22 protein-coding genes and 1 pseudogene are annotated in these 24,979 nt (G+C 43.4%); 7 read left to right on the plus strand and 16 right to left on the minus strand.

The genetic code is table 11. From position 1 onward, the window contains the following. Positions 1-13: 13 nt before the first annotated feature. From MOJ78_RS16425 to MOJ78_RS16460, 8 genes are all read right to left on the minus strand, one after another. Complete coding sequence (locus MOJ78_RS16425) at positions 14-1,480, minus strand: CoA-acylating methylmalonate-semialdehyde dehydrogenase (RefSeq protein WP_304978411.1); 1,467 nt, start codon at positions 1,478-1,480, stop codon at positions 14-16. Positions 1,481-1,513: 33 nt separating this feature from the next. After that, a complete protein-coding gene (locus MOJ78_RS16430; protein ID WP_304978412.1) occupies positions 1,514-1,750 on the minus strand; it encodes a hypothetical protein in 237 nt (78 codons plus the stop codon). Positions 1,751-1,786: 36 nt separating this feature from the next. Further along, positions 1,787-1,999, minus strand: a complete 213-nt coding sequence (locus tag MOJ78_RS16435; RefSeq protein ID WP_304978413.1) for a hypothetical protein — start codon at positions 1,997-1,999, stop codon at positions 1,787-1,789. 52 nt (positions 2,000-2,051) lie between these two features. Next, positions 2,052-3,545 (minus strand): NCS1 family transporter, encoded by a 1,494-nt coding sequence (locus MOJ78_RS16440; RefSeq protein WP_304978414.1) that lies wholly within the window; start codon positions 3,543-3,545, stop codon positions 2,052-2,054. A gap of 61 nt (positions 3,546-3,606) precedes the next feature. Next, positions 3,607-5,022: a dihydropyrimidinase gene (hydA, locus tag MOJ78_RS16445; RefSeq protein WP_304978415.1), complete on the minus strand. Its 1,416-nt coding sequence runs from the start codon at positions 5,020-5,022 to the stop codon at positions 3,607-3,609. 57 nt (positions 5,023-5,079) lie between these two features. Beyond that, positions 5,080-6,363: an NAD-dependent dihydropyrimidine dehydrogenase subunit PreA gene (gene preA / locus MOJ78_RS16450; RefSeq protein ID WP_304978416.1), complete on the minus strand. Its 1,284-nt coding sequence runs from the start codon at positions 6,361-6,363 to the stop codon at positions 5,080-5,082. A gap of 37 nt (positions 6,364-6,400) precedes the next feature. Further along, positions 6,401-7,753, minus strand: coding sequence for an NAD(P)-dependent oxidoreductase (locus MOJ78_RS16455; RefSeq protein ID WP_304981286.1), 1,353 nt, complete (start codon positions 7,751-7,753; stop codon positions 6,401-6,403). 76 nt (positions 7,754-7,829) lie between these two features. Further along, positions 7,830-8,720 carry a nitrilase-related carbon-nitrogen hydrolase gene (locus MOJ78_RS16460; protein WP_304978417.1) on the minus strand — a complete coding sequence of 297 codons (891 nt, stop codon included), beginning with the start codon at positions 8,718-8,720 and terminating at the stop codon, positions 7,830-7,832. A gap of 435 nt (positions 8,721-9,155) precedes the next feature. On the opposite strand from MOJ78_RS16460, the gene MOJ78_RS16465 reads away from it, so the two are divergent. Beyond that, positions 9,156-9,590 carry a DMT family transporter gene (locus MOJ78_RS16465; RefSeq protein ID WP_304978418.1) on the plus strand — a complete coding sequence of 145 codons (435 nt, stop codon included), beginning with the start codon at positions 9,156-9,158 and terminating at the stop codon, positions 9,588-9,590. Positions 9,591-9,627: 37 nt separating this feature from the next. On the opposite strand, the gene MOJ78_RS16470 is transcribed toward MOJ78_RS16465, so the two are convergent. Continuing rightward, positions 9,628-9,786, minus strand: a complete 159-nt coding sequence (locus tag MOJ78_RS16470; protein WP_304978419.1) for an aspartyl-phosphate phosphatase Spo0E family protein — start codon at positions 9,784-9,786, stop codon at positions 9,628-9,630. A 146-nt stretch (positions 9,787-9,932) separates the two neighbouring features. Between MOJ78_RS16470 and MOJ78_RS16475 the strand changes: the two genes are divergently transcribed. Further along, on the plus strand, positions 9,933-10,226 hold the full coding sequence (locus MOJ78_RS16475; protein WP_304978420.1) for a hypothetical protein: 294 nt from the start codon (positions 9,933-9,935) through the stop codon (positions 10,224-10,226). Positions 10,227-10,297: 71 nt separating this feature from the next. Here the strand turns inward: MOJ78_RS16475 and MOJ78_RS16480 are convergent, their stop codons facing one another. Continuing rightward, positions 10,298-10,717 carry a hypothetical protein gene (locus tag MOJ78_RS16480; protein ID WP_304978421.1) on the minus strand — a complete coding sequence of 140 codons (420 nt, stop codon included), beginning with the start codon at positions 10,715-10,717 and terminating at the stop codon, positions 10,298-10,300. A gap of 281 nt (positions 10,718-10,998) precedes the next feature. Between MOJ78_RS16480 and MOJ78_RS16485 the strand changes: the two genes are divergently transcribed. From MOJ78_RS16485 to MOJ78_RS16505, 5 genes are all read left to right on the plus strand, one after another. Next, positions 10,999-11,814 carry an ABC transporter permease subunit gene (locus MOJ78_RS16485; protein ID WP_304978422.1) on the plus strand — a complete coding sequence of 272 codons (816 nt, stop codon included), beginning with the start codon at positions 10,999-11,001 and terminating at the stop codon, positions 11,812-11,814. After that, positions 11,811-12,737 carry an ABC transporter permease subunit gene (locus MOJ78_RS16490; RefSeq protein WP_304978423.1) on the plus strand — a complete coding sequence of 309 codons (927 nt, stop codon included), beginning with the start codon at positions 11,811-11,813 and terminating at the stop codon, positions 12,735-12,737. The genes MOJ78_RS16485 and MOJ78_RS16490 overlap by 4 nt, the downstream gene beginning before the upstream one ends. 18 nt (positions 12,738-12,755) lie before the next feature. Beyond that, entirely contained in the window at positions 12,756-13,739 is a 984-nt protein-coding gene (locus MOJ78_RS16495; RefSeq protein ID WP_304978424.1) for an ABC transporter ATP-binding protein, read from the plus strand. Beyond that, positions 13,736-14,659: an ABC transporter ATP-binding protein gene (locus MOJ78_RS16500; RefSeq protein WP_304978425.1), complete on the plus strand. Its 924-nt coding sequence runs from the start codon at positions 13,736-13,738 to the stop codon at positions 14,657-14,659. The genes MOJ78_RS16495 and MOJ78_RS16500 overlap by 4 nt, the downstream gene beginning before the upstream one ends. 158 nt (positions 14,660-14,817) lie before the next feature. Continuing rightward, positions 14,818-14,949 carry an FbpB family small basic protein gene (locus MOJ78_RS16505; RefSeq protein ID WP_304978426.1) on the plus strand — a complete coding sequence of 44 codons (132 nt, stop codon included), beginning with the start codon at positions 14,818-14,820 and terminating at the stop codon, positions 14,947-14,949. 173 nt (positions 14,950-15,122) lie between these two features. Here MOJ78_RS16505 and MOJ78_RS16510 read toward each other — a convergent pair whose 3' ends face one another. From MOJ78_RS16510 to MOJ78_RS16535, 6 genes and pseudogenes are all read right to left on the minus strand, one after another. Next, entirely contained in the window at positions 15,123-15,602 is a 480-nt protein-coding gene (locus tag MOJ78_RS16510) for a DinB family protein (protein ID WP_304978427.1), read from the minus strand. Positions 15,603-16,231: 629 nt separating this feature from the next. Beyond that, positions 16,232-16,363: pseudogene (locus tag MOJ78_RS20965) on the minus strand (GNAT family N-acetyltransferase); the annotation flags it as partial. A gap of 222 nt (positions 16,364-16,585) precedes the next feature. After that, positions 16,586-17,563, minus strand: a complete 978-nt coding sequence (locus MOJ78_RS16520; protein WP_304978428.1) for a phosphotransferase — start codon at positions 17,561-17,563, stop codon at positions 16,586-16,588. Between the two features lie 257 nt (positions 17,564-17,820). Further along, positions 17,821-21,231 (minus strand): TIM-barrel domain-containing protein, encoded by a 3,411-nt coding sequence (locus MOJ78_RS16525; RefSeq protein ID WP_304978429.1) that lies wholly within the window; start codon positions 21,229-21,231, stop codon positions 17,821-17,823. A 16-nt stretch (positions 21,232-21,247) separates the two neighbouring features. After that, on the minus strand, positions 21,248-23,113 hold the full coding sequence (locus tag MOJ78_RS16530) for a glycoside hydrolase family 15 protein (RefSeq protein WP_304978430.1): 1,866 nt from the start codon (positions 23,111-23,113) through the stop codon (positions 21,248-21,250). Beyond that, a complete protein-coding gene (locus MOJ78_RS16535) occupies positions 23,077-24,930 on the minus strand; it encodes a glycoside hydrolase family 125 protein (RefSeq protein ID WP_304978431.1) in 1,854 nt (617 codons plus the stop codon). The genes MOJ78_RS16530 and MOJ78_RS16535 overlap by 37 nt, the downstream gene beginning before the upstream one ends. Positions 24,931-24,979: the final 49 nt, after the last annotated feature.

A 24,979-nucleotide genomic window follows, 5' to 3' on the forward strand; every position in this document is an offset into this window, starting at 1 on the left:
AGTCGAGACACTATTAGTAGTCATAACGAGAGGTGATCATTTTTTTGCGTGTATAAAAGTTGATGCCGTCTTTTCCGTTTACGTGCATGTCTCCGTAGAACGAATCCTTCCAGCCTGAGAATGGGAAAAATGCCATCGTTGCGGGAACACCGACATTGATTCCAAGCATTCCTGCATCCGCTTCCTCACGAAATTGACGGACTGCCTTCGCATCCTTCGTATAAATCGTTGCTCCGTTTCCGAAACGAGACTTTCGGAGGTGATCAAGTCCTTCATCAAGGTCTTTTGCTCGTAAAAGGCTGAGAACCGGGCCAAAAATTTCATCCTTTGCAATCGTCATATCTGGTGTAACGTGGTCAAAAATAGTTGGTCCAAGGTAATTGCCATCATTCATTTCAGACATTTCCCGGCGTCCATCACGAATGAGGTCCGCGCCTTCCTCAATCCCTTTTTCAATGTAGCCGAGAACTTTTTGCCTGTGTGTATCACGGATAACCGGAGTCAAGAGGACTTCTTCATCCATCCCATTCCCGATCGTAAGGCTGTCAGCACTTTTACGTAGTTCCTCGACAAATCGATCGTTGTCTCCAATGACGACAACTGCACTGCACGCCATACAACGCTGCCCAGCGCTACCGAATGTGGAACTGATGACATGCTGGACCGCTTTCTCCATATCGGCATCCGGCATGACGAAATGATGATTTTTCGCACCAGATAATGCTTGGACGCGCTTTCCGGCAGAGGCTGCTTTTTCATATACATATTTAGCGACGGGCTGTGAACCTACAAACGAAATCGCCTTGGTATCCTTATGCTCAAGTAAACCATTGACGACATCATGTGCCCCGTGTACGATATTGAACACACCTTCTGGAAGTCCCGCTTCTGTCAACAATTCCGCTAATCGGTTTGCGAGGATTGGCGTCCGTTCGGAAGGCTTCAAGACGAACGTATTTCCACACACGATTGCAAGCGGGAACATCCAGAGCGGCACCATCATCGGAAAGTTGAACGGTGTAACGCCGCCAACAACACCGAGCGGATAACGAAACATTTCTGAATCAATATCCTCCGCAATGTTCGCCAACGTTTCACCCATTAAGTGCGTTGGGGCTCCAGCCGCGAATTCAACACACTCGATCCCACGCTGAACCTCTCCGTAAGCTTCTTTATATGCCTTACCGTTCTCTTGAACTACTAATTTCGCAAGCTCCTCATGCTGTTCCGAAATGAGGTGGTGAAACTTATACATGATTCGGGCTCGTTTTGGTACAGGCACGTTTTTCCACGTTTGAAACGCTAGGTTCGCAGCTTTGACCGCTTGATCCAAATCTCCTTTCGTAGAAATCGGGACACGGGCTAGCACTTCATTCGTCGCTGGATTTGGAACCTCTAACGTTTCTGTACTCGTTGATTCAACCCATTTTCCGTTAATATAATTTTTCAGATTCATCGTATCCTTTTGTGTAACTGTCATTTGTAAAGAACCTCCATTATGTGATTTACTAAACTAATTAGTTTTAGTGTGCAGGTAGGATTCCAATATCTTCAGCATCTTTTGAAAGGAGTCGATTTCATCAAAGTCATCCAATGACCAATTTTTAAAAACCCAGCGAGCCAGTTCCTCTGGGGTATTAAAGAATTCCCCGCTAGAATCAGCTTTTCGAAGCATATACCGACCATTGTCCTCATCGATTGTCACTTCACACGGAAAGACACTCGCTTTGCACTTCAATGAAAATTCCATCGGTGATCCCCTTCCTTATTTCGTTTATTAGAACCGCTAAACATTCAATCTTTGTTTAATGAACAAATTCGAAACATACTTACGCCCTTCCGCTGTCTTTACGTGAAGCGTCTCCGTTTCCCTGTCGGAAGCTTGAAACCGGACAAACGCTCCGCTTAAATTTTCTTGAATTCTTTTTATGTCAAAGCCTTTTTCAAGTAAGTAATCAATTTTTTCGCGTTCACTCAAAAATTCCTTGTATTCTGACATCTAACTCTCCTCCTGTTTTCCGAGTAAAAATTCTAGTTCACATCCCGAATGATTAAGGGTCTACGGTTATGTTCGGTGCTCCTGATGCTTCTTTTAAAGGAGCTGAAGCACTTTCTTCATCTAGGTTCCAGTCTCTTCCGACGGTGATCCCTAAGTACTTCTCATCACTCGGGTCTTCGATTTCGGCTTGCTTATACTTTTGGAAGTACCAGTATTTCGACAGGAAGTAATAACAAGCACCACCAACGATAAACCCGACTAAGAAGGAATAGCTCGGGATAAAGTAAGAGGCAACGGCGCCTATGACCCACGACAGAAGTCCAGCGACGTTCACTCCACCATCAAACTTGTATTGTCCGTGTTTTTTGTAGAGATCATAAACATTTACTCGGCGCTTCCGTAACAGGTAATAGTCTGCAAAAAGGATTCCGACAATCGCCGATAATATTCCACCGATAAAAAGTAAAACCGGTATGATGACACCGAATAGACTCCACGGCTGAACGGCGGTCCCGACAATCCCTGCCGTAAATACACCTGCCCAAAACGGAAACTTTGAACCGCCTACATTTGAATAAATCGTTGCTGCAGGGATGACATTTGCTGCGGTATTTGTTGACCACTGTGCTAGCACGATCATTAGGAGAAGAACACCCAGTACCCATCCTGTCGCGGTTTCCTGCAATGCTACCACCGGATCATAATTTTGGACCGCAATATAGGCGACTGCACCAATGATGATCATAAACGTTTGTGTAATCGGCATCGCAACCAAACTTCCGATGAGAGCACCTTTATTCCGCTTAAACCAATTCCGTTCGAATTTCGGAGCTTTAATAAACCGAGAAATCGTTGGAATGTCTGCAGCTAACGTCGCCCAAAATCCCATATTACTGAAAATCACCACAAGAAAAGCCGTAAACGCAGCAGCGCCAGTGGCAGGGTTTTCCGCCCACGTCCACACATCCCGCCCTTCTGTAGCGGCAGTGTTGGACAACTCCATATACATCCAGATCGAAATAAGAATGATCGTAGGTGCTGCAAGATCAGCAAATCGCTCCACCGCTTTGATACCAAGAGCTGTATTTATCAATTGGACGAACGCAAAAATGAAGAAACAGACGAGCCAATTATCGAATCCGTATATGATATTCAAGATTCCGTTCATTGCTGTTGCCCCGAAGTACGTGTTGATACCAAACCACATCGACGCTGCAACCCCGCGGACAATCGATGGAATATGTGTTCCTAACGTTCCGAAAGGAGCCCGCATATACACCGGAAATGATAGACCATGCTCAATACCGATATCTGCAATTAACGAAATGAATATACCAATCCCAACGGTTCCGATGATAGTGGCAAGGATAACGAGTGGAAGTGGTAAAGAGATAACACCAGCCCCACCAATTGCGAACGTTGCAAGAACGACAACCATACCAACCCACATGAATGAAAAGCCGAGCGTTGTAATCTTTCTCCCCTCTTGGCCGATCGGCAGCAAGTCAGGAGATTTTAAATAGCTTGGTTTTGACCTTGATCTCAAGACAATCACTCCTTTTCCCCTAAAAAGTTAAGCTCTCGCAATTGATGTCAGGTAAAACTGTTTAGATAGTCAATGTTTCACTCACTTCATGTAAAAGCTCGCTGTATTTGGCACGCTTTATATAGTTACCTTTACCGGTTTTCCCAACGAACTGTTTATCACGGATGACAAATTCACCACGCGAAAGAACCGAAACCGCCTCTCCCGTTACCTTCATCCCTTCAAAGGCGTTGTAATCAACCGCCATATGATGGGTTTTCGCAGAAATCGTCCGTTCCACAGTCGGATCGAAAATGATAAGGTCTGCATCTGCTCCAACCGTGATCGTCCCCTTTTTCGGGAATAGACCGAACAGCTTGGCAATCCGGGTCGACATTATGTCCACGAACTGATTCAGCGTGATTCGTCCCTTTTTCACACCTTCTGAGAAGAGTATGCTGACGCGGTCTTCAATCATCGGTCCGCCGTTTGGAATTTTAGAAAAATCACCCTTGCCAAGATCCTTTTGCCCTTTAAAATCAAACGAACATTGGTCAGAGCCGAGTGTTTGCAGTTGGCCGTTCTTCAAGGCTTTCCAAAGGACCTCCTGATTCCACTTATCACGAAGCGGCGGAGACCAAACGTATTTTGCTCCTTCAAAGTCTGGCTTTTCTAGATACGTTTTATCAAGCATCAAGTATTGCGGACACGTTTCGCCCCACACCTCATAACCTTTGTTGCGTGCTTCTACAATCCGGTTGACGGCATCTGCACAGGATACATGGACGACATATAGTTGAGAGTTTGCGAGACCTGTCAGCTGAGCGGCCCGGCCAGTTGCTTCACCTTCCACCTCAGGCGGGCGTGTCAATGCATGGTAGATCGGATCGGTCTTCCCTTCGTCCAATGCTCTTTTGACAAGATAATCGATGACATCCCCATTTTCAGCATGCACCATTACGAGTCCGCCAAGTTCCTTTGCCGTCACGAGTGTACGGAACAAGGTCTCATCATCGGCTTGGAATACATTTTTATACGCCATGAACACTTTGAACGATGTAATCCCCTCTTCATCCATGACCCGAGGCAGCTGGTTCAGCACCTCTTCATTGAGCTCAGAAATCATTAAGTGAAAGCTGTAATCGATGACCGCTTTATCCTTTGATTTCTTGTGCCAAACGTCAATTGCGTTTTGCAGCGGTTCCCCTTTATTCGTTAAGCAAAAATCGATGACGGTCGTCGTACCACCATGGGCTGCAGCGATTGTTCCTGTTTCAAAATCGTCCTTCGATACGGTTCCTCCAAACGGCATTTCGAGATGTGTATGGGGATCGATTCCACCAGGGAAAACGTAACAGCCCTTTGCATCCACGACCTCTGCACCTTGCACATCGAGGTTTTCCCCTATCGTTTTGATCTGTTCGCCCTCAATTAAAAGATCTGCTGAATACGTATCAGACGCGGTTACGATCGTTCCATTTTTGATTAGTTTTTTCATAAATGCAGTACTCCTTTCATTTGTCGAGAGTTCCGTGCATGTAAAAAGAGACTTAGACTATTTCACGGGATCAAACAACGATCGAGGTTCCGAAAGTGCTGCCTGACGTTCATTCCAGGTCATCGGAGGATTCTCACTTTCGACTTCGATCATATCGATCGCCCCATCAACTGGACAGACGATTGAACAAAGATTGCACCCAACGCAATCCTCCTCACGCACTTCTAAATATGAATTCCCAGCTCCGTCCTTTAACATATCGATACACTGGTGTGAGGTATCTTCACAGGCGATGTGACATTTATTGCAGTTGATGCAAACATCATTGTTGATCCGAGCGACAATTTTATAATTGAGATCGAGATTTCCCCAATCCGAATACTTCGGAACTGCTGCCCCGATAATGTCATTTACGGATGCGATGCCCTTTTCATCGAGGTAATTGTCCAACCCTTCGATCATATCCTCAACGATTCGGAACCCATGATGCATCACCGCCGTACACACCTGAACACCTGAAGCACCCATCAGCATGAATTCAACCGCATTTTGCCAGTCGGAAATACCACCGATCCCAGAAATCGGCACATTGATTTTCGGGTGTCTTGCACATTCAGCCACCATGTTGAGAGCAATCGGCTTTACCGCTGGACCACAATAGCCACCGTGAGCCCCTTTTCCGCCGACATGCGGAATCGTGTTCCACGTATCGAGGTCAACGCCTGCTAAACTATTGATCGTATTGATCATGCTGACCGCGTCCGCCCCGCCTTGTACGGCCGCTTCCGCGGTTGCGGTAATGTCGGTGATGTTTGGTGTCAGCTTGACAATGACAGGTGTCCGGGCCACTTCCTTTGTCCAGAACGTTTGCTTTTCAACAAGCTCAGGTACCTGCCCGGAGGCTGATCCCATTCCACGCTCCGCCATACCGTGCGGACAGCCGAAGTTCAATTCAAGCCCATCCACCCCGATTTCCTCCACTTTTTTAACAATTTCATGCCATTTTTCCTGTTTCGGTTCGACCATTAAGGAGGCAATAATCGCATGGTCAGGATATTTCTTCTTCGTCTCATAAATTTCCTTAAGATTGACTTCAAGCGGACGATCGGTAATCAGTTCGATATTATTGAAACCTGCTACTCGTTGACCGTTATAGCTCACCGCCGCAAAACGTGAAGTAACGTTTAAAATCGGATCCCCGAGTGTTTTCCATACCGCTCCACCCCACCCTGCTTCAAAAGCACGTTGTACCTGGTAGCCTGAATTGGTCGGTGGGGCAGACGCTAACCAAAATGGGTTGGGCGATTTGATCCCAGCCACATTCGTTCGTAAATCAGCCATCGGTTCGTCTCCTTTCTAGAACTAAACTGAATCTCGTCTAGGCCGTTACAGAATTTTTCTCAATTTGAAGATGGACCGCATAGGCGACGTCTTTTCCTTGCTGGGCTGCGGTAACGACCATCGCCTCACCTTTTCCTTTCCCAAACACAACATCACCACAGGCGAAGACATTTGGATTGGAGGTTTGGTACGTTCCAGAAACTTGAACGACTCCGTTCTCGTGTTCAAGGTTGAACGCGTCGATCACACTCTGGTGTCGTGTCTGTCCAATCGCCTTAACGATCGCATCTACAGGTAACGTAAATTCAGATCCTTCAACAGGGACCGGACGCCTTCTTCTATCCGCGCCAGGTTCACCGAGCTCCATCCGAAGGCATTCGATCGCCTTCACACGGCCATTTTCATCGCCAATGATTTTCGTAGGCTGGGTAAGCCAACGGAATTCAACACCATCCTGCTTTGCAAACTCATACTCGAAACCATATGCCGTCATTTCTTCCTGCGTACGGCGGTATAAAATTTTCACATTACCAGCGCCTAGACGAACCGAACAGGTTGCACCGTCAATCGCGGTATTGCCAGCACCGATCACGACGACATTTTTTCCAACAAGATCATCGTTCAGCGGCTTTGTTTTCGTTTCTTTCACAAATTCAATCGCATCGTACACACCTTCAAGCTTTTCCCCCTCAATTCCAAGATTCGGTACGTTCGCCATTCCAGCGCTAAGCACGACCGTATCAAACGAACTCAACAGCTCCTCAGCCGAAATATCCTTCCCAACCTCTGTATTCGTACGAATTTCGACATCGAGTCTCTTAACCTGATCAACTTCCCAGAACGAGATTTTCTGTGGAAGACGAAACGAAACAATGCCATACGTATTCAATCCCCCTGCTTGCTCCGATGCCTCAAAAATCGTTACCTTGTAGCCGAGTCGCGCAAGCTCTCGTGCTGCGGATAACCCCGCTGGACCTCCGCCAACAACGGCAACCGTCCGACCGTTCGAAGCACCTTTTTCAAAAAGGACCTGATCATTATGAATCGCCCAATCCGTCGCATAACGCTGTAAATCTCCAATCATGATTGGTTTTGTGGAATGATTGAGGACACACGCCCCTTCACACAATTCCTCCGTCGGGCATACCCGTGCACAGCTTGCTCCTACAGGATTGGCAGACATGATTGTTGTTGCGGAACCCTTCATGTTTCCAGAAGCAATCTTTTTAATGAATGTGGGGATATCGATCCCTGTCGGACATGCCTGTATACAGGGCGCATCATAGCAATAGAGACAGCGGTTCGCCTCCTCAATTGCTTCACGGCCTGTAAGTCCTGGTTCGACCTCTTGAAAATTTCTGCTCAGATCCGTCAATGAAATACGTGCCATTTCGGATTTAGCCAAGTCTTTTAGCCCCCTTTAAAATGAAATGTATCGTTCAAACGCTGCACAAAACCAATGTTTTCTAAGGTAGTAAAGCGGTCATATCTCCATACGTCTCCGGACGACGATCCCTGTAAAACTGCCACACATCACGAACCTCACGTATCATTTTCTTATTCATCTCACCGATAATGACTTCATCCTGATCCCGGCTCGCCATTGCGACAAAGTTTCCACGTGGATCAACTAAATACGATTGGCCATAAAACTCACCCATATTCCAAGGTCCCTCTGTTCCAACCCGGTTGATTGCACCTAAATAGTAACCATTCGCAACCGCATGGGCAGGCTGCTCAAGCTTCCATAAATACTCCGAAAGTCCAGCGACCGTTGCGGATGGATTAAAAACAACTTCGGCTCCGCTCAACCCTAGTAATCTTGCACCTTCTGGGAAGTGTCGGTCATAACAGATGTACACCCCGACCTTTGCGAAAGCGGTATCAAAAACTGGATATCCTAGGTTTCCTGGTTTAAAATAATACTTCTCCCAGAATCCACAGCCCTCATCTCCAACCTTTACATGTGGGATATGTTGCTTTCGATATTTTCCTAAATAGGAGCCGTCTGCATCTATGACTGCAGCCGTATTATAATAGGTGGCAATTCCTTCACGCTCATAGATTGGCAGAACGATAACAACACCAAGTTCCCTAGCCAACGCCTGAAATTTAGACGTCGTTGGACCATTCGGTATCTCCTCAGCAGAGTCATACCATTTCGAGCTTTGTTCCGCACAAAAATAAGGTCCGTAAAAGATCTCCTGTAAACAAATGATTTGCGCACCCTTTTGAGCCGCCTCTTTTACAAGTCCGATATGCTTCTCAATTGATTTTTCCTTGTGGACTTCAACCGGCTCATTTCCATCTACATCATGTGTTGCTTGAATCAACCCAATTTTAACTAAATCAGACATTGTCATTCCTCCCTGAATCTAGTATGTAGCGAAAATACGAATATGAAATTGATGATGTGATTATCTGGTTTTGCTTTTAAGCAAAGTAAGAAGTGGAGTGATTAGAAAAAAAGAAACCGAACAAGAGCTCCGGCTATACGTATGTGAGGATCAAAGAAATGGAACATCTACTCATTATTTTATTCAATGTGGAAAAACTTCATGAAGCCTGTCAAAAAATTATTTCTATCCCCCTTTTATTTTATCGTCGAAAAAAACTAGTGAAATTTGCTAGTTTTATCAAAAACATAACACATAGAATTTAAAAAGATTGTAGAAACATAATAGGAAGATTCTGTTCTTTTGTCGATTTTTCAGAATATTAGAAGGTTTAGAGAATATCGTTTGCACTATGATAAAGTAATAAGTACCTAGAAAGAAAAGGGAGGTCGGGCTATGAACATTTTGATGGTTGTCACTGTTTTTCTTGGCGGTGTTGCGGTCGCCATTCAGGCTGGGGTTAACGGTGGACTAGGCAGAAAAATCGGGGTCATTGAAGGTGCATTTGTTTCCTTTCTGATTGGAACAGTCGTTTTATTCCTGATGATGCTCTTTTTCGGAAAAGGAAATCTATTAAGTACCTTTTCAGTTCCAAAGTGGCAATTGATCGGTGGCGTACTCGGAGCATATTATGTATTTGCGATGGTTCTTGCTGTCCCGAAGATTGGAGTTGCGGCCGCATTGATCGCCGTTATTGCAGCTCAAATCATAACAAGCTCAATCATCGACCATTTCGGCTGGCTCGGCATGAAACCCATTCCAATCGACGGGAAGCGGATCCTAGCATTTGGATTTCTGATGGCAGCACTCTATTTGTTTGCAAAGAAATAACTCAACCGATTTCAACTTTCAATCATTTAACGGGTTTTCACTTAAGCTTCATCATCTTAATAATGATTTTATCAAGCTTTTCACTTAGACGGACCGTTCGAGAGTGTGTCAGACCAAGCTTGTCTACTGATTCGAGAAGTTGATTCTGAATGGTTATCCTGACTGCATCTAGCCTTCGATTATATTCTCTTACCAACTCGATCACCCTCTTATCATGTAGTTATCTTATATATCGGTAACAACATGCTATTTTTTTATAATGGCCGGAATTTTTCAAGAAACGTTTTGATGGAATTTTATGTTAAGATTATGTGGGAAGGATAAAGAGGGAGTTGTAGTTTCATGTCAAACCCGGCATTGGTTTTTTTGATAGTTATTTTCGGAGTCATCATTATAAGCTCCTTGAACCGTTCACTTTTTAAAAGGAACTGGCAGATGATTTATACTGCTTTTGGATATAACGACTACATCAGAGTCATCTCCAGATTAAAGAACCATGGAGTTAAATACAAAACTCAAATCCCGACCGATCTGAACTCCCGAGAACGAACATTCAAGGATAATACACAATACGATATCTATGTAAAAAAAGATGATGAACATCAAGCTGTCAATGCACTACATAAAACGATATAGATGTTTTTACAATAGATAAGAAAACGCATGGAACCATGCGTTTTGTACGATTTTGCTTATTATGAAAATGATTAGTCACCAATCGCCAATCCCGTAAAGGTGACTGGACCTGTAACTGAGGCAGTATTTATTAGTGGTTCATCACTTATTTGCTCAACCGTCAACGAATAAACCCGTTGCCCTGCAGGTACATTAGAATCTACTGCATTAAATGATTGCGTTTTAACATTCGCCACATTGATATCGGTTTCATCAATTGTTGAAAAAATGATTTGCGACCCTCTGAAAATTTTAAACAGTAATACCGGATTTCCAAGTGTTGCCGTCCAGCCTACCGTTGCTGTTAGTTCAACTAAATTCGTCGGATCGGGAATCGACAAGCCGAATTCCGCTAATTTTATATTGGCGGGAGATGCAGGGACTACCCGGTTTAATGAATTGTTAGCGGATGCTGGTACGCTTACGAAATAATCCAAAATTTGTTTCGCCATAATTACTCACCTCCCCACGATATTTTATGAAAATCCTCCATATTGGTGTGGACAGGCTCTGAAATGAACCATCTCTCCTAATACATACTAATTTGTATGTTCTTTCTTCTATGACCCAGTTTTAGAGAAGATTAATCGTATACCCTAGTAATCTGTTGAATTTGTCTATTTAAATTATCTGAATATTTTTGACAAGGACTTCTTTTCTAGGTACAATTATGTGTAAAATAAATCCATTTTTCGACATGAAATTGGATTTGAGATGATTTCGGGGGAGTTTCATGAAGTTTTCTGTCGAGAACTATTTTGATAAGCTTAGGTCTATAATGCTTGGGGTCATTCTTATTAGCTTCCTGCCATCCTTGATTCATGGTATCGATCAGAAGGTGAACCTATGGGAGTACACGCTAAACGATAAAACGTACAGCCTTTTTCCAGATCTGTTTGAAAAATATTTTTATTCGATGACGATTTTTATGGGAGCCCTTCTCGTCGGGTTATGTTTTGCGATCTTCTTTACCTTTTGTACGTCCATCCTTCACCATCGCCTTAAAAGAATGATTTATGGACTCATCAGTTTATTTGAATCGCTTCCCGATATTTTCATCGTCATTGTTTTGCAGCTTACAATCGTGTACATCTATCAAAAAACAGGCTTGCTCATCGCAAATGTCACGACTTTATATGATGACAAAATCTATCTATTACCGATTTTGACCTTATCCGTTTTACCGACAATCCAACTCTTCAAAATTACGTTCCTATTAATGAACGAAGAACAGGACAAGCCGTATATAACAGTAGCGAAATCAATGGGTTTGAGTGATCACTACATATTAATTCGACACGTGTTCAAAAACGTGTTGTTCAATCTGTTCTTATATTTTAAAACAATCTTTGTGTTCATGCTTTCAAATCTTTTCATCATGGAATATGTCTTCAATATCCATGGAATTATGATGACAATGCTCAGCTTCAACAGCTTCATGTTCTTTATTTCTGTCATGCTGATTGCGATTCCGTTCACTTTCCTATTTGAATTGGCACAATCATTCATCTATCAATCTACCGGTAAAAATGAGGAGGGTGCGGCATGAGTCTGAAACTATTAAAACAACCACAGTTTCTCATTGGCTCGTTCATTATGGGAGCAATGATTCTGATCAGCTTTACCCTTCATCATTTTTATTCAGCACCTGAACAAGTGCCGTATTTATACAAGGATGGAGAATTAGTCGGAGTTGCACCATTCACACCATCGCAAGTTCCTCCATTTGGAACGGATCGATTTGGACGAAATCTACTTTTTCTTTTATTTGATGGAGCCAAATATACGATCTTGATCGCTTTCGGCATCGCTATTATCCGAGTTGCCGTTTCTGGGATCTTTTCGATCTTTTATAACCATTATTCGAAAAAGCTGCGTCCTGTTTTCGAGGATATCTTTGAATCAACGCTGTTTGTTCCGACGTCGATTCTCGCATACATTCTGATTGCACCGCTCGTCTTTCAACAAGTAGACAGCGGAAAAAGCTTTACGGAAATACTTGTCATCCAATGCATCATTCTTGTTTTGATTGGCGTACCACCACTCGTATCCACGTTATCAAAAGACATGTCTTCGATTATGAAAAAAGAATACATATCAAGCACATTCACACTCGGGGCAAAGCCGGGTTATGTATATCGAAGGCATGTGTTACCTGAGATGGCATCGCGGTTTTTATTGGTGGTGGCACAACAGATCATCTCAGTATTGCTCCTACTCGCACATCTCGGCGTTTTATTGGTCTTTTTGGGCGGAGGACAAACGTTCACGACTGGGGATATTTTCAATGTAAGTGATGTTCTCGTTTCAATGTCGGGCGAATGGTCAGGACTGATCGGGAGCAACTATAAAGAAGTGATGCTGAAGCCTCATATTGTCTTGATACCACTAGGATTTTTCGGGTTGACGATCTTTGCAATGAACCTAGTCATCAATGGCATCCAAAACTCGATCAAGTCCGAACGAAGCTAGTTTTAAGGGGGGAAAGCTATGAACGATGAAATGTTACTACATATAAAAGCGTTGAAGGTTGCCTTTCAAATGAAAAATGAGGAATCCGTCGTGGTTGATGGAGTGGATTTATCTGTTGGCAAAGGAGAAACAGTGGCGATTATCGGTGAATCAGGGTCCGGAAAAAGCATATCCTCTCTATCGATTCTCGGCCTGCTACCTAAAAGCGGAAAGGTGAAAGGCGGAAGCATTCATTTCGATGGAAAAAATCTTTTACAGCTTCCTAAAAAGGAAATGGAACAGGTACGCGGTAAAGGCATTTCGATGATTTTCCAGGATGCAATGGTGTCTCTCAATCCAGCATTCAAAATCGGCCGACAAATTACAGAAGGACTGCGGTATCACAAAATCGTCAAACCAAATCAGCTGAAGGAGGAAGTCCTTCGCTTACTAGCTGCCGTCGGGTTTCAAAATCCAGCCGAAATCTATGATGACTACCCTGCTCAGCTTTCTGGAGGAATGAAGCAACGTGCCTTGATTGCAATGGCGATCTCATGCAACCCTAAGCTGATTATTGCCGATGAACCGACAACAGCCCTCGATGTCACAATCCAAAAGCAAATCATGGAGCTCTTGATGGACTACAAAAAGAAAACGGATGCGTCGATATTGTTGATCACCCATGACTTCGGACTCGTAGCCGAGTATGCAGATCGTGTCTATGTCATGTTCGGCGGAAAAATCGTCGAAGCCGGAGATGTATTTACGATATTCGATCACCCTATCCATACGTATACGAAAGGTCTGATGAACGGCATACCAAATATTAGCGAACCGAAAGAGCGGCTGCTGACAATCAAGGATTTTGCTTACGAGGATAAGGGATATGAAGGGAGAACGTTTGCCCCTGAGACGCTCTCGTTGGCGCAAAAATCGTATCATGCGCCATCCGAACTGGTCGAAGTCGAACCAGGGCACTTTGTGCGATTTTTTAAAGAGAAAGCCGAGGCGGTCGGACATTGAAAACGCCTCTTGTTAAAGTACGAAGTCTATCGAACTATTTTTATGAAGGTCGCAAGGTACATCGAGCGTTGGATGGCATTTCGTTCGATGTGTTTAAGGGCGAAACGTTAGGGATTGTCGGGGAATCCGGTTCTGGAAAATCGACACTGGGACGAACGTTGATGCGCCTGTATAAACCCAACCACGGAACGATTCATTTCGATGGAACTGACATAACGACTATGAACGATAAGAAGCTGAGGCCGCTCAAACGCGAATTCCAAATGATCTTTCAAAACCTGTTCGAATCACTGAATCCACGCTTTACAGTTGGTGAGATATTAGAGGAACCGATGCTTATCCAGAAGCTGCACAGCCCAAAAGAGCGGACACAGCTTGCAATGGAAATGCTCGACAAAGTAGGACTGCCACAGAGCTCATACGAGAAAAGAATCCATGAATTTTCTGGCGGGCAACGTCAACGAATCGCTATTGCACGAGCATTGGCCTTGAAGCCAAAGTTGATCATTGCCGACGAGCCTGTTTCAGCGCTGGACGTCTCGGTACAGGCACAAATTCTGAATCTACTGAAGGAACTGCAGAAGGAATACAACCTGACGTGTATTTTCATTTCGCATGACCTGAGCGTCGTCCATCATATGAGTGACCGAGTAGCCGTTTTGCATTTAGGGCACATGCTCGAAATTGCATCGAAAGAAGAAATCTTTAGAAATCCAATCCACCCGTACACGAAATCACTCCTGGCATCGATTCCGAGGACGAATCCTTATTTACGGGACACACCGCAGGAACAGGTCGAGGCACCAGCCCGCTCACCACACCCACCCCACCTCGTGAACATAGGAAGCGACCACTACGTCGCCGCCGATGTGATCGAGGTCAAGCAATATGAAGTAAGTACCAGTAGTGCAATAAACTGAGCTACGTTAACCGAGACGTACGTCGCTATTTTGAAACAATCAACTCCTTAATTTGGGAAAAATGTATGCACTTAATCGAATTTTCACAAAATTGTTATAAATAATAGACTAATAGGGAATAATAGATGATAGAATATACATTAAAGGAGTTGATAACAATGAGAAAGCCACGAAGACAAACATTCAAACAATTAGTTATAGAAAATAAAATAGATTTAGTAAAAAGCAAAGAAGAAATGGAAAAAATCGATAAGAAGATTGAAGATAAGCAATTAAGTAAACCGGTATAAAAATCCTACGGCCTTTTCTCGGTATTCAATCGAGGAAAGGCCGTTAGTTTTTTGGAAACAATCTTGATTTTAAATAAAAATATCTCTTGAATCGCTTGAAGTGTTGGTTCCAGGTTTTTAGTTCAATTGGTTTTTAGATGTGAGAAATAACTTTGAAACGATTTTGCTAGTTTTCAATCGGTAAATAACCCTCTTCCAATAAGGTTCGCGGTAACTGGCTTCCTTTCTATCTCACGTGCCCATACAGATAACTGCCCTATATGATGTATCTCATGGGCAATGACATGACGTATGATTTCTCCATGCTTGAAGTTAACCGTTTCCCCATTGGAATCGGTTTCTGAGAGTACCCTGGATTCCATTTCACTTGTCCACGAGGTCATAAATGGCTCTACGTCCAGGTGAAATTGTCTTGAAAGATCTTTCACTTTTTTCAAGCTAGCATAATCTTCAAACGGTGGCTCCTCAGGATCCGGCTTTCCTTGCAGACCCTGAATCCAACTATACTCAACATCCGCAATATGAAATAAAGTGTAAAGAATGCTGCCGACCCCACCAACCCGTTTCTTTAATAACTCTTCTTCTGATACCGACTCGCACCAGGTAAACCAATCGTCTCGAACTTGCCAGTTATATTGAAACAGCTTCAACATTTAGAAAACCTCCAACTCTTATACTTTTTTTATATATCAACCTTATTCCTTAAAAACCTCTATATCTCTTTCTTTTTTGCAGTAACAAAACATATACGATTTCCAATTGTACGTTTCTTTAATTATGCGTCGTTTCACATTCTTTTTTAGCTTATCAAATGAACTATGAATACTTAACTGCATTGGTATCTTACTATTGAAGAAGAATTAACCATCCCATCCTAAAAATCTTACTATCCCTAATAAAATCGCCATTAGTATTGATAAAATTAATGAGGGTATGAGTACATTAGATAAGAAGGATACTCTCCCCTTCTTTACTTTCTCAGTGATAAAAAAGAGTATAGAACTAACTATTGTAAATGTAATAAATTGAATTAAAATAAATCCCATTTAATTTCCCCCAAAAAAGCATTCAATCAGAAATCCCTCATTTTACACGTTCATTATCATCTTTTTTGTTTAACACTTGGGCAGTTTTCTAGAGTAAGCTTCGATCTATTGCCGCTTTAGCTTAATCTCTTTAATTGAAATGCTAGCTTGCATTTGCTATAAAAAAAGCCTTACTTCCCTCTTAAAGTAAAGCCCCTTTCTGGAACAACAACATTTTTCTTTTAATGGTTTTTCATTCACTCTGGCTTGCTCAAAATATAGTGATTATATTGTTCATTATCTATAGACTTTTGACTCAGATAAGTAAATCCGCATTTTTCAATAACTTTGTTTGATGGAACATTGTTAATTATAGCTACTGCGTTAAGATTTGAAATCCTATATTTATTATCAGCGTCTTCAATGGAAAACTCTTGAAGATAAATATCTCCACAATCAATTTTAAATAACCTTTCTGATGCTTTATGTTATAGATTTGCTCTTTCCCTTTGTTTCTACATTATTTGTGATACTTATTTAGTTTTCCGCTTTAATGAATAATCATATATGCACAGCAGTTTGTGACAGTACGGTTAAATGTGCCTAACCATTCAGACTTTTGCAAATAAACTCTCTAGATGATCCCAGTTTTCACCAACCCAAATGTTTTCTTCTGTAAACCTTTTTAGAGAGGAGTTCTGCTTTTCTTCAACTCGAACCCATTCAGCTTCTTTCCACCAAGTTAATTTAATTGAACGTACTAATTGTTGTTTCGTTAGTGTTTGATATTCCCGATAACCTTTTACAAACGCTGAAACCTTATTTACATCTATTCGGCCGTCTTTCATACAACACGATAATATAGGTCTTGAGATATCAAATTCTGGATAAACATAGTGCATTCTATCAAAATCAAGGATTGCTGAGACACCATCTGGCTTAAATAAAATGTTATCTGAAAATAAGTCCCAATGACACCATCCCTGTTCACAATCTGAGAAAATATTTAGATTAGTTGTTTCAATTATTTTCTTTTGAGTATCAAGTATGGAGATAGTTTTGTCACAATCCATACTAATAGCTTCACATCTTCTATTCTGCAAGTCTTTTAACATACTATCCTTCGAACGTAGATTCCAGTGTAATGGCGGTTTACCTGCATTGTCACTATTTAGAATCTGATGTATCCTCGCGATTATTTTTCCCAAACTATAAACCTGTTCTTCATTCGCTGCTCCAGGCTTTATATTAGTTCCTTCGCATAAACCCATTAAAACAAAATTAGTACCATCTGACGTTCTATTTACATACTTTCCATTATGAGCATATAGTTGTGGGCAAGGAATGCCCTCTTGAAGTAATTTGGCTTGATGATGCAGAGAAATCTCTAGCTCATTTATCCTATGATCAGGATAACGAATTTTGTTATATTGCTTTACAAATAAGTCACCTACATCAGTTTTTACTTTCCATTTTAAATTTAAATAACCTAAATCAATTTGAGAAAAGTTTAATATTTTTAATCCGAATTTATTATTAAGTGTTTTAAAAATACCTTCCCTAATATCACTTTTATTTACAGAATTCATGCATTTCCCCTTTGTGATACTGTCTTATGAGAGCAATGGAATAAGCACCTATCTGTCGGAAACCCATCAGCTACTATCTTTTAATTTTCGTCTGTGTTGCCTCATAAGTAGTTAGATTTCGTTAAAACAACAGTTGGTCAAAAAAATGCTTCCATTCTATATACTTTAGACAAAATTTGTTAAATACCTCCATGTTTTTTCTCGAAAAAGAGACTCAACCTTTACATTGAGTCCCTATTTGTTAGATTGTTATTTAATTAAAAACTGTTCACAAACATTCCATTTGAATTTTTTGTGTATTGTTGTCCGTTCACTTGCACGTTCATGTTAGTACTAATAGTTTCAGGGATTAATACTGTTATAGGCTTTGGACCTTTAACTTTCAGCATTAAGAAACTGTCCTGTCCTGCCTCAGCGGTTACCGTCCACTCATTACCCAAATGATCCTTGACTAATTCATTCATGTTTTCTTCCGGATAGATTCGAAGAACCGGGTTGGTATACTGCTCAACTTCATTTCCGACCCAGCTTCCGAGTGAAAGATCATCTGTACAATTCGTCATCAGTGCGGTGCCCTTTTTTACGAAGACCGGTATCTCCATCAGCGAGGCTCTTACTCGTCGCACTGCTGAACCAACATGGATTTCATTCGTAAACAGGTTGATCCATGTTCCTTCTGGGAAGTACACATCACGCTCAACGGCACCCTCCTCAATGATCGGTGCAACGAGCAAATGATCCCCGAAGAAGTACTGGTCATATATGTCATACACCTTTTCATCCTCTGGGTACTCCATATACATCGAGCGCATTAACGGAATCCCCTTTTCCGCAGCGAGGCGAGCCTGTTCATAAATGTACGGAAGCAGGTTCATACGGACATTCGCAAAGAACCGATAACCGGATATCGCTTGTTGATCCCCGGTACGATCGGCGATGTTCCAAGGCGTCCGGTCCTGATTGTGTTCCGCCTTGCTCTCTGCATGATATTGCATGATCGGGCAGAACGCCGCCATTTGCGATGAACGGATAAAGAGCTCGGCAGTAGGGATATCTCCGTTGAAACCAGCAAGATCCCAGCCCCACATCGGAATGCCGGACATCCCTGTCGATAATCCTGCAATCAGTGAGTTGCGGAAGGCCTCGAATGTCGAGCGCTCATCACCCGCCCAGTGTGCAGGGAACTTTTGTGCACCCGTGTATCCAGCTCGGCTGAATGTAAGTGCATTGCCATCATGGTGTTCGGTCGCAAACTTATAATAAGCTTCGATGTAGTCGTTCGGATAACGATTACGCATCGTACTTCCGGTCGATCCATCATGGAACTGAAGGTCGCGGCCGAATACAAATTCTCCACCGTCTGTCTTGAAACCATCGACACCGATATCGAGCAGGTACTGGCGTTTCCCGAACCACCAATCTTTTGCTTTCGGATTTGTAAAGTCCATCAGTAAGCTTTCTTTGAACCAATCCTCGCGGATACGGTAAGGCGAACCTTTTTCATCCATCACACAATATCCTTGATCGATCATATACTCCTCGTCCTTGTCTTTCTGAGGATGGTGCTGACGGTTCAAATATTTTTGGATCGGGATTTGCCAGAGAACCACCTTAAGCCCATTTTCGTGGAGATGATCGAACATCGATTCCGGATCCGGCCAACGTCCCTTTTCCGGGAAGCGATAATCCTCATAGCGGTGCGCCTCTCCCCCTGGCTTGAGGTCGTATTCGGCATCATTGAAAATATAATACGTCGCTTCATCGCTCCATTGCTCGATGACAAGAACCGTAGATGGAATCTGTAGTTCAGTTGTTTTTTTCACCTGCTCACGGACGACCGAGTCACGATCCCAATTGTTGCTCGACATCCATGGACCGAATGCCCAGACAGGAGGTAGCTCTGCTTTCCCTGTTTGGAATGTGAATTGAGAGACGACTTCTTTCGGTGTGCCTGTATAAAGGAAATAGGCATCGTCCAAGGAATAATTATTGACATCTTTCCGGATGTGAAGCCGATCACTGAAATGATGAGCGAAATCAAAGACAGAATAATGATCGGTGTCTAGGTACAGCCCATATCCTTCCGAGCTCACAAAGAACGGGACAGGCATATACGTACGGCTTCCTTGATCACGGTACTGGTTATAGACGAAGCAATCGATTTCGTCCCCGCGATATTCCAGCTTGTGGTACCGTTCCCCTAAGCCAAAGAACCGTTCCTTCAAAGGAGTATGGAAGTTCCACTCGATCCTTTGGATGAACCCTGAATCATTTTCGAGCCATTCTACAATTGGGAACGTTAGATCTTGATAGCTGCATAACACGGTTTTCGTTCCTTTTATAATCGAGAAAGAGTGCTCGGAAACATGCAGTTCACCTGTACCGATCTTAAAAATCGAGCGACCCTGAAGCTTATGGAAGTCTAGATTCGGCCGGTCGAGGGTGATTCCGAATTCACCGGATCCTTTACTGAAAAATAGAAAGGCAGCTCGACCCGATGTTGTACCAGTCAACCAAACATAGTGGCCATCCTCTGCTTTCCTCTCAATAGTTTCTAATTGAACCCGTTTGTATATGGAAAGGGAATAGGTATCACTCTTTACCGTATCTGTTATGGTTTCGACCTCGAACCAATAGGTCAGGACTGAGTGTGACGAGCGTGGGGTGAAATTGGCATTCCATACGATATCCTCTTCGTCCTTCTTCCATGTGCACGGTTGGATCGTAGTTGTGCTGCCATTGTCGATATAAAGGTATACCTTCTTGATGTCTCGATGCTTAACGCCGAGCAGCTGGCAATGGACGGTAACCTGTTGTCCTGCTTCTGGGTTTCTTGGGTTCCGCTCGGTCGGTTCTCTTCTGTACGGATTGTCATGACCGTATGGTTTATGGACAATCGTTACGTCCCCTTGCTCAAGGTCCTCCTTCATATATTCATTGACAATCTCCTTCAGCACACGATAAAAAGGGTGGCCATCACTGGTCGTTTTTTCTGCAAGTTCATAGTAATACCGGGCTTTATGATCGATACCCTTTTCGAAAAAGTACCAAGAAAGCAACATCGCACTACCCGGAGACGGTTGTGGAACACCGCGATTCGAAAATACGCCTTCCTGTGTGACGAGTCTTTCTTCCATCTCCTTTACCGCTTCCACTATGACAAGATCCTCTGGTGAAAATAAACCGAACGGCATCACTGAAAAAAGCTGCTCAATCGCAATTTCTCTTACGCCTATGGCACGGATCAGCATCCCGCCTGACAGATGATGCTCAAAGATCGAGTCGCGGATTTCCGTAATCGTCGGCTGCAATTCGTTCTTTTGTGCATGGTTTTTTAAGCCGAGTAATGCTGCATATGCGATGCTGATCGTGGATGTATGTACTTCTTTATTGTTCTCTTCCCAAATGCTCCCGTGAGGCTGGTTCCAGTCATCCCGAATGATTGCAACACCTTCATCGACCACATCCTTATAATAGTCGAACAGTTGAAAATTCCTGAATCTCCCGACCTGTTCGGACAACGCCCATATCCAGATGCCCCAATCGACAAAATGGGCGTCTGCATCAGGTTGAAGGTCCTTTAGCTGTTGTTCTGCGATTTTCTCTTCAACTCGTAGCTGGTTCAAATGGATTTCCAGCAACGAGACTGTTGATGTTTTGATTGTCATAGCTGTGCACTCCCTTCTAGTTCACATTCGATTGGCAACGGATTGCAATAGAAGAAACAAACTCCGCACATGCCCACGTCAATGGGTTGATGAATGGAAGACTTTCATCGTTTCCATCGATCGCTTCGGGCATCAACCCGTACCCGTTTGAATGATCGATCATCCAATCTATGATCTGTTCATATTTGTCGGTTTCCTTAAATAATGAATGAAGCTGTGCACATGCACCTGTATTGAACAACCACGGTCCATGGTGATATTCTTGCTCGGAGTATCCGATGCCTTTTCCGAAAAAGCTTGCTTGCTCGGTGAGCGTTTCATTCATTTTCCGCACCCGATCATCTGTTGGGTAGCCGTAAAGTGGCCCGAAGAATTGCGGTGTATCGTATTTTTCGATCACTTCTTCAATATAATCGACATACCCGTAACCGAAACGGCCTTTCTCTGGAATCCAGGTCGATTCGATTCCTTGCTTGATCGAAATAGCTAACCGCTCCCAATCCGCTGCTTTATCTTGTCGATCATGAAGGCGAGCCATCTCGATCGCAGCCATCAAACCACCGTAGATAAACATATTGGAGGACGTAATGTATGCAGGTCCAAAAACCCCTTCATTAACACCGCCTTCCGGACCGATCAGTCCTTCCCTCCCTTGGAAATGCTGGAGCACATCTGCGTACTTTTGGACTTCCTCGAAAGGCATCAGCCATTCACCCGTCTTCTCATAATACGTGTACACGTTTCTTAAAAAATACCCTTGAGAATCGAACTGATGGAAGACATTATTGTTCGCGCCCTCGCTAGGCTCGCCCTTCGCATTGTACCGCTGAAAAAATTCGCCGGAATCATTTCGGGTCCTGCGTTCATTCAAATACATAAGGATCTCTTTTGCTTCTTCTGTAAAACCTGCGAGCAAAAACGCTCGGGTGATCATCATCGCATCCCGTGCATAATAGCAAGGCGATCCAATTGAGAAATAATGGCCTGTAATGTCTGCAGGGACGAATCCATCAAGTAAGCTTGCCTTGATGGCAACTAAATTGGCCTTGGCATGACGCTCAACTTCACGCGATAACGATAAAGAGAACAGATCTTTATCTGCAAACCAGTTTTTCCAGTAGGTGTGTGCATCAGATAGGTGGTCCTCCCAATCCCAATGCACAGTCTGACCAAGCTCGCTTGAACCGATTCCCCATCTTACCGTTTGATTTTCACCAGGTCCGATCGTAAGCTTTTTTCGCGTCGTTACCCCGATCATATTCGGAGATTCAGCCTTGGCACCGTCCCCTGCCTTCCTTTTCAGCATTTGCTGCTGGGTCCGGAAGACGAAGCCGGTCGGGGATTCGATGTAGGCTTGATCATCTGATTCACCATCCATCGCAATGTGAAGGTGTTGCCTATTATTCTCCCAGCAAATCCCCTCGTTTTGCACTATTTTACCGTTGTTCGGATTTCGGAGGATCACATATCCGCCTGTCTCAAAGGCAACCGCTTGATCACATCGATTTCTGAATGTCGTTTCAAAAACAACCTTGTCGTCCTCTGTTGCAAAAATTCGTTCTTGCCAAACTAAGCCATCGACCTCCTGAGATTCGAACATCGTTTCATACAGGAACCCTTCCTCCACCGATGTCGATACCGGACGCTGATGGACAGGATGATGCTGTCCATCGATTCGCCGGTTGCCCAGTTCGATCACGTTGTTCTCATGCTGTATATATGTGGTCGCGGAATGGATCAAATCCTGCTCGTAATTTTTATAGAAGAAATGTTGGATACCCATACCTTGCCAATCCACGATTCCATTTTCTACGCCATATAAGGCTGAGGTATGGTCACTACCGATCAACCCAATGGCTGGGTATCGCTTTGTTGTGTCCATTTCTGCTTCTCTCCTTTTCCATAGGCATGATAAATCGCGTAAGCTAAAAATCCTGCACACGTGGCAAAGTGTTCTCCCGTTCTTGGTAGACCGGTATACTCATCGATACTTTCACAGGCGATGCCTCCGTCCATCGATGTCCGCATCACAAGATCCCGTGCCTGTTCTACTCTTCCAGACAAAAAGCTGTTGGCGATGCTTAATACCCAAGGATGATTAGCATGCGCACAGCCTAATTCCTCGAATGGTTTTCCTTTGAATGCATATGAATATCGGTCGGATCGGATAAGTCGGACCGTATTTTGATAAATCGGATCATCAAAGGAACAGAAGCCATAGTACGCAATTAATTGCAGACTTCCAGGCGGTTCATCATACACGTTATGGTTCCCTCGTAAGTCAACCGACCAAGCGAAGCATGTTCCTGTTTCTTCCTCGAAGACCGTTTGATCGTAAATCGCTTTTTTGATTTCATCTGCTTGTTTTGCTAGTTTGTCAGATTGCAAAGGTACGAGCAATTGCTCCGCAAACGAGGCGACGATATGCATCACCTTCCAGACGAGGACGTTATTGTACGTCAAGTATGGATAAACGATCGGATCATCGGTCGGTTGCAAAAACGTGTCGTATAGATCGAGTTGTGCGTGCTTGTGATCCTCAATCTTTTCGATGATTTCGATCACCGTGTCTTGCACGTGGGGGTGACGAAGGTAATCGCGATCTCCTGTTTCTTTCACATACATATCAAGCGCGATGATCGGAGCACACAATTCATCCAGTTCAAAGCCTGGTTCAAGCACGACACCATCAATGTACCTGCTGTGTACCCCTATATTCCTGCGTTGTTTCGTAAAAACATAATCGAGCATGCTTCTCGCCCGTTTTCGATCCGTGATCAGAATCGACGGGAAGCTCCATAACAAACTATCTCGGTCCCAGTATGCTGCACTTACGTAATAGCGTGGGCTTCGGGATGTCACGAGTACGTCCTCTTCGGTGTCGAGGGTTTGCCCTGTGGCGTAGAAGTAATTGAAGAAAAGATTCAAATTCATCACTTCATCAAGCTTTGGGTCTTCGGTCGTGAGAGCCCGCTTCTGAAGCCAGGATTTCAGTTCATCCTTCAGCGTTTCCGTTCCTTTTCTCTGCATCTCCTTAGAGGATGTCGCCGCTCCAACCTCTTCTAATCCAACTCCCCAGAAAAATGACAACTCCTTCTTTTCACCAGGTTTGATTTTGCAAGATTGGGAAAGACAGAAATGAATCTGATCCGTTTGCTCGTCATATGTGTAATCGATATCGTCGAGATTCGTTGACGTCATTGGAGCCAATGATAGGAATGGTGCTTCATTCGAGAGTTCAAAGAGAATGGATTCGTTCCAGCCGCTTTCCACCACACTCTTCCTCGCGTTCATGACCTTGCTTTCATTGATTGTATGTAGGGTGTTCAGCCAGTTTCCATCCATTCCCCAATCAACATGCTTTATTTCTTTACTCTCATTGACTAAGGAAAGATGATAATAAAACCCTCTTTCACCTATCGGGGTAACAACTTCTCCTTTAAAAAGAAGGCTATCGCTTTTGCCAGTGAATATCGGTACCCAATGATCTTCCCTCTCCCAGGTGAGGTTCCATTTGATTCTTTCATCAGCAAGTTTGACAAAAGGCTGTAGAAGTGGCTGATCCTCACTCCCACATAGTTCTAAGAGTCCTCTATATTTCATGCTAAGTACATTTATATTTTCAATGCTTCCATCCGTGAACAGGGTCGGTATCGAAACCCACTCGTTTCCCGTCGGAAGGTATCTTTGGTTTTCCATGATGTTCGCTCCCTACAAGTAGTAATCGAATCGAAAAAGAGGAATCTCC

Source organism: Alkalihalobacillus sp. AL-G, assembly GCF_030643805.1.
GTDB lineage: Bacteria > Bacillota > Bacilli > Bacillales > Fictibacillaceae > Pseudalkalibacillus.

Excerpts from the sequence above, each read along its gene's own strand:
- MOJ78_RS16425 (WP_304978411.1), bottom strand. The coding sequence starts at position 1,480 with ATGACAGTTACACAAAAGGATACGATGAATCTGAAAAATTATATTAAC.
- MOJ78_RS16430 (WP_304978412.1), bottom strand. The coding sequence starts at position 1,750 with ATGGAATTTTCATTGAAGTGCAAAGCGAGTGTCTTTCCGTGTGAAGTG.
- MOJ78_RS16435 (WP_304978413.1), bottom strand. The coding sequence starts at position 1,999 with ATGTCAGAATACAAGGAATTTTTGAGTGAACGCGAAAAAATTGATTAC.
- hydA (WP_304978415.1), bottom strand. The coding sequence starts at position 5,022 with ATGAAAAAACTAATCAAAAATGGAACGATCGTAACCGCGTCTGATACG.
- preA (WP_304978416.1), bottom strand. The coding sequence starts at position 6,363 with ATGGCTGATTTACGAACGAATGTGGCTGGGATCAAATCGCCCAACCCA.
- MOJ78_RS16455 (WP_304981286.1), bottom strand. The coding sequence starts at position 7,753 with ATGGCACGTATTTCATTGACGGATCTGAGCAGAAATTTTCAAGAGGTC.
- MOJ78_RS16460 (WP_304978417.1), bottom strand. The coding sequence starts at position 8,720 with ATGTCTGATTTAGTTAAAATTGGGTTGATTCAAGCAACACATGATGTA.
- MOJ78_RS16465 (WP_304978418.1), top strand. The coding sequence starts at position 9,156 with ATGAACATTTTGATGGTTGTCACTGTTTTTCTTGGCGGTGTTGCGGTC.
- MOJ78_RS16475 (WP_304978420.1), top strand. The coding sequence starts at position 9,933 with ATGTCAAACCCGGCATTGGTTTTTTTGATAGTTATTTTCGGAGTCATC.
- MOJ78_RS16480 (WP_304978421.1), bottom strand. The coding sequence starts at position 10,717 with ATGGCGAAACAAATTTTGGATTATTTCGTAAGCGTACCAGCATCCGCT.
- MOJ78_RS16485 (WP_304978422.1), top strand. The coding sequence starts at position 10,999 with ATGAAGTTTTCTGTCGAGAACTATTTTGATAAGCTTAGGTCTATAATG.
- MOJ78_RS16490 (WP_304978423.1), top strand. The coding sequence starts at position 11,811 with ATGAGTCTGAAACTATTAAAACAACCACAGTTTCTCATTGGCTCGTTC.
- MOJ78_RS16495 (WP_304978424.1), top strand. The coding sequence starts at position 12,756 with ATGAACGATGAAATGTTACTACATATAAAAGCGTTGAAGGTTGCCTTT.
- MOJ78_RS16505 (WP_304978426.1), top strand. The coding sequence starts at position 14,818 with ATGAGAAAGCCACGAAGACAAACATTCAAACAATTAGTTATAGAAAAT.
- MOJ78_RS16510 (WP_304978427.1), bottom strand. The coding sequence starts at position 15,602 with ATGTTGAAGCTGTTTCAATATAACTGGCAAGTTCGAGACGATTGGTTT.
- MOJ78_RS16520 (WP_304978428.1), bottom strand. The coding sequence starts at position 17,563 with ATGAATTCTGTAAATAAAAGTGATATTAGGGAAGGTATTTTTAAAACA.
- MOJ78_RS16525 (WP_304978429.1), bottom strand. The coding sequence starts at position 21,231 with ATGACAATCAAAACATCAACAGTCTCGTTGCTGGAAATCCATTTGAAC.
- MOJ78_RS16530 (WP_304978430.1), bottom strand. The coding sequence starts at position 23,113 with ATGGACACAACAAAGCGATACCCAGCCATTGGGTTGATCGGTAGTGAC.
- MOJ78_RS16535 (WP_304978431.1), bottom strand. The coding sequence starts at position 24,930 with ATGGAAAACCAAAGATACCTTCCGACGGGAAACGAGTGGGTTTCGATA.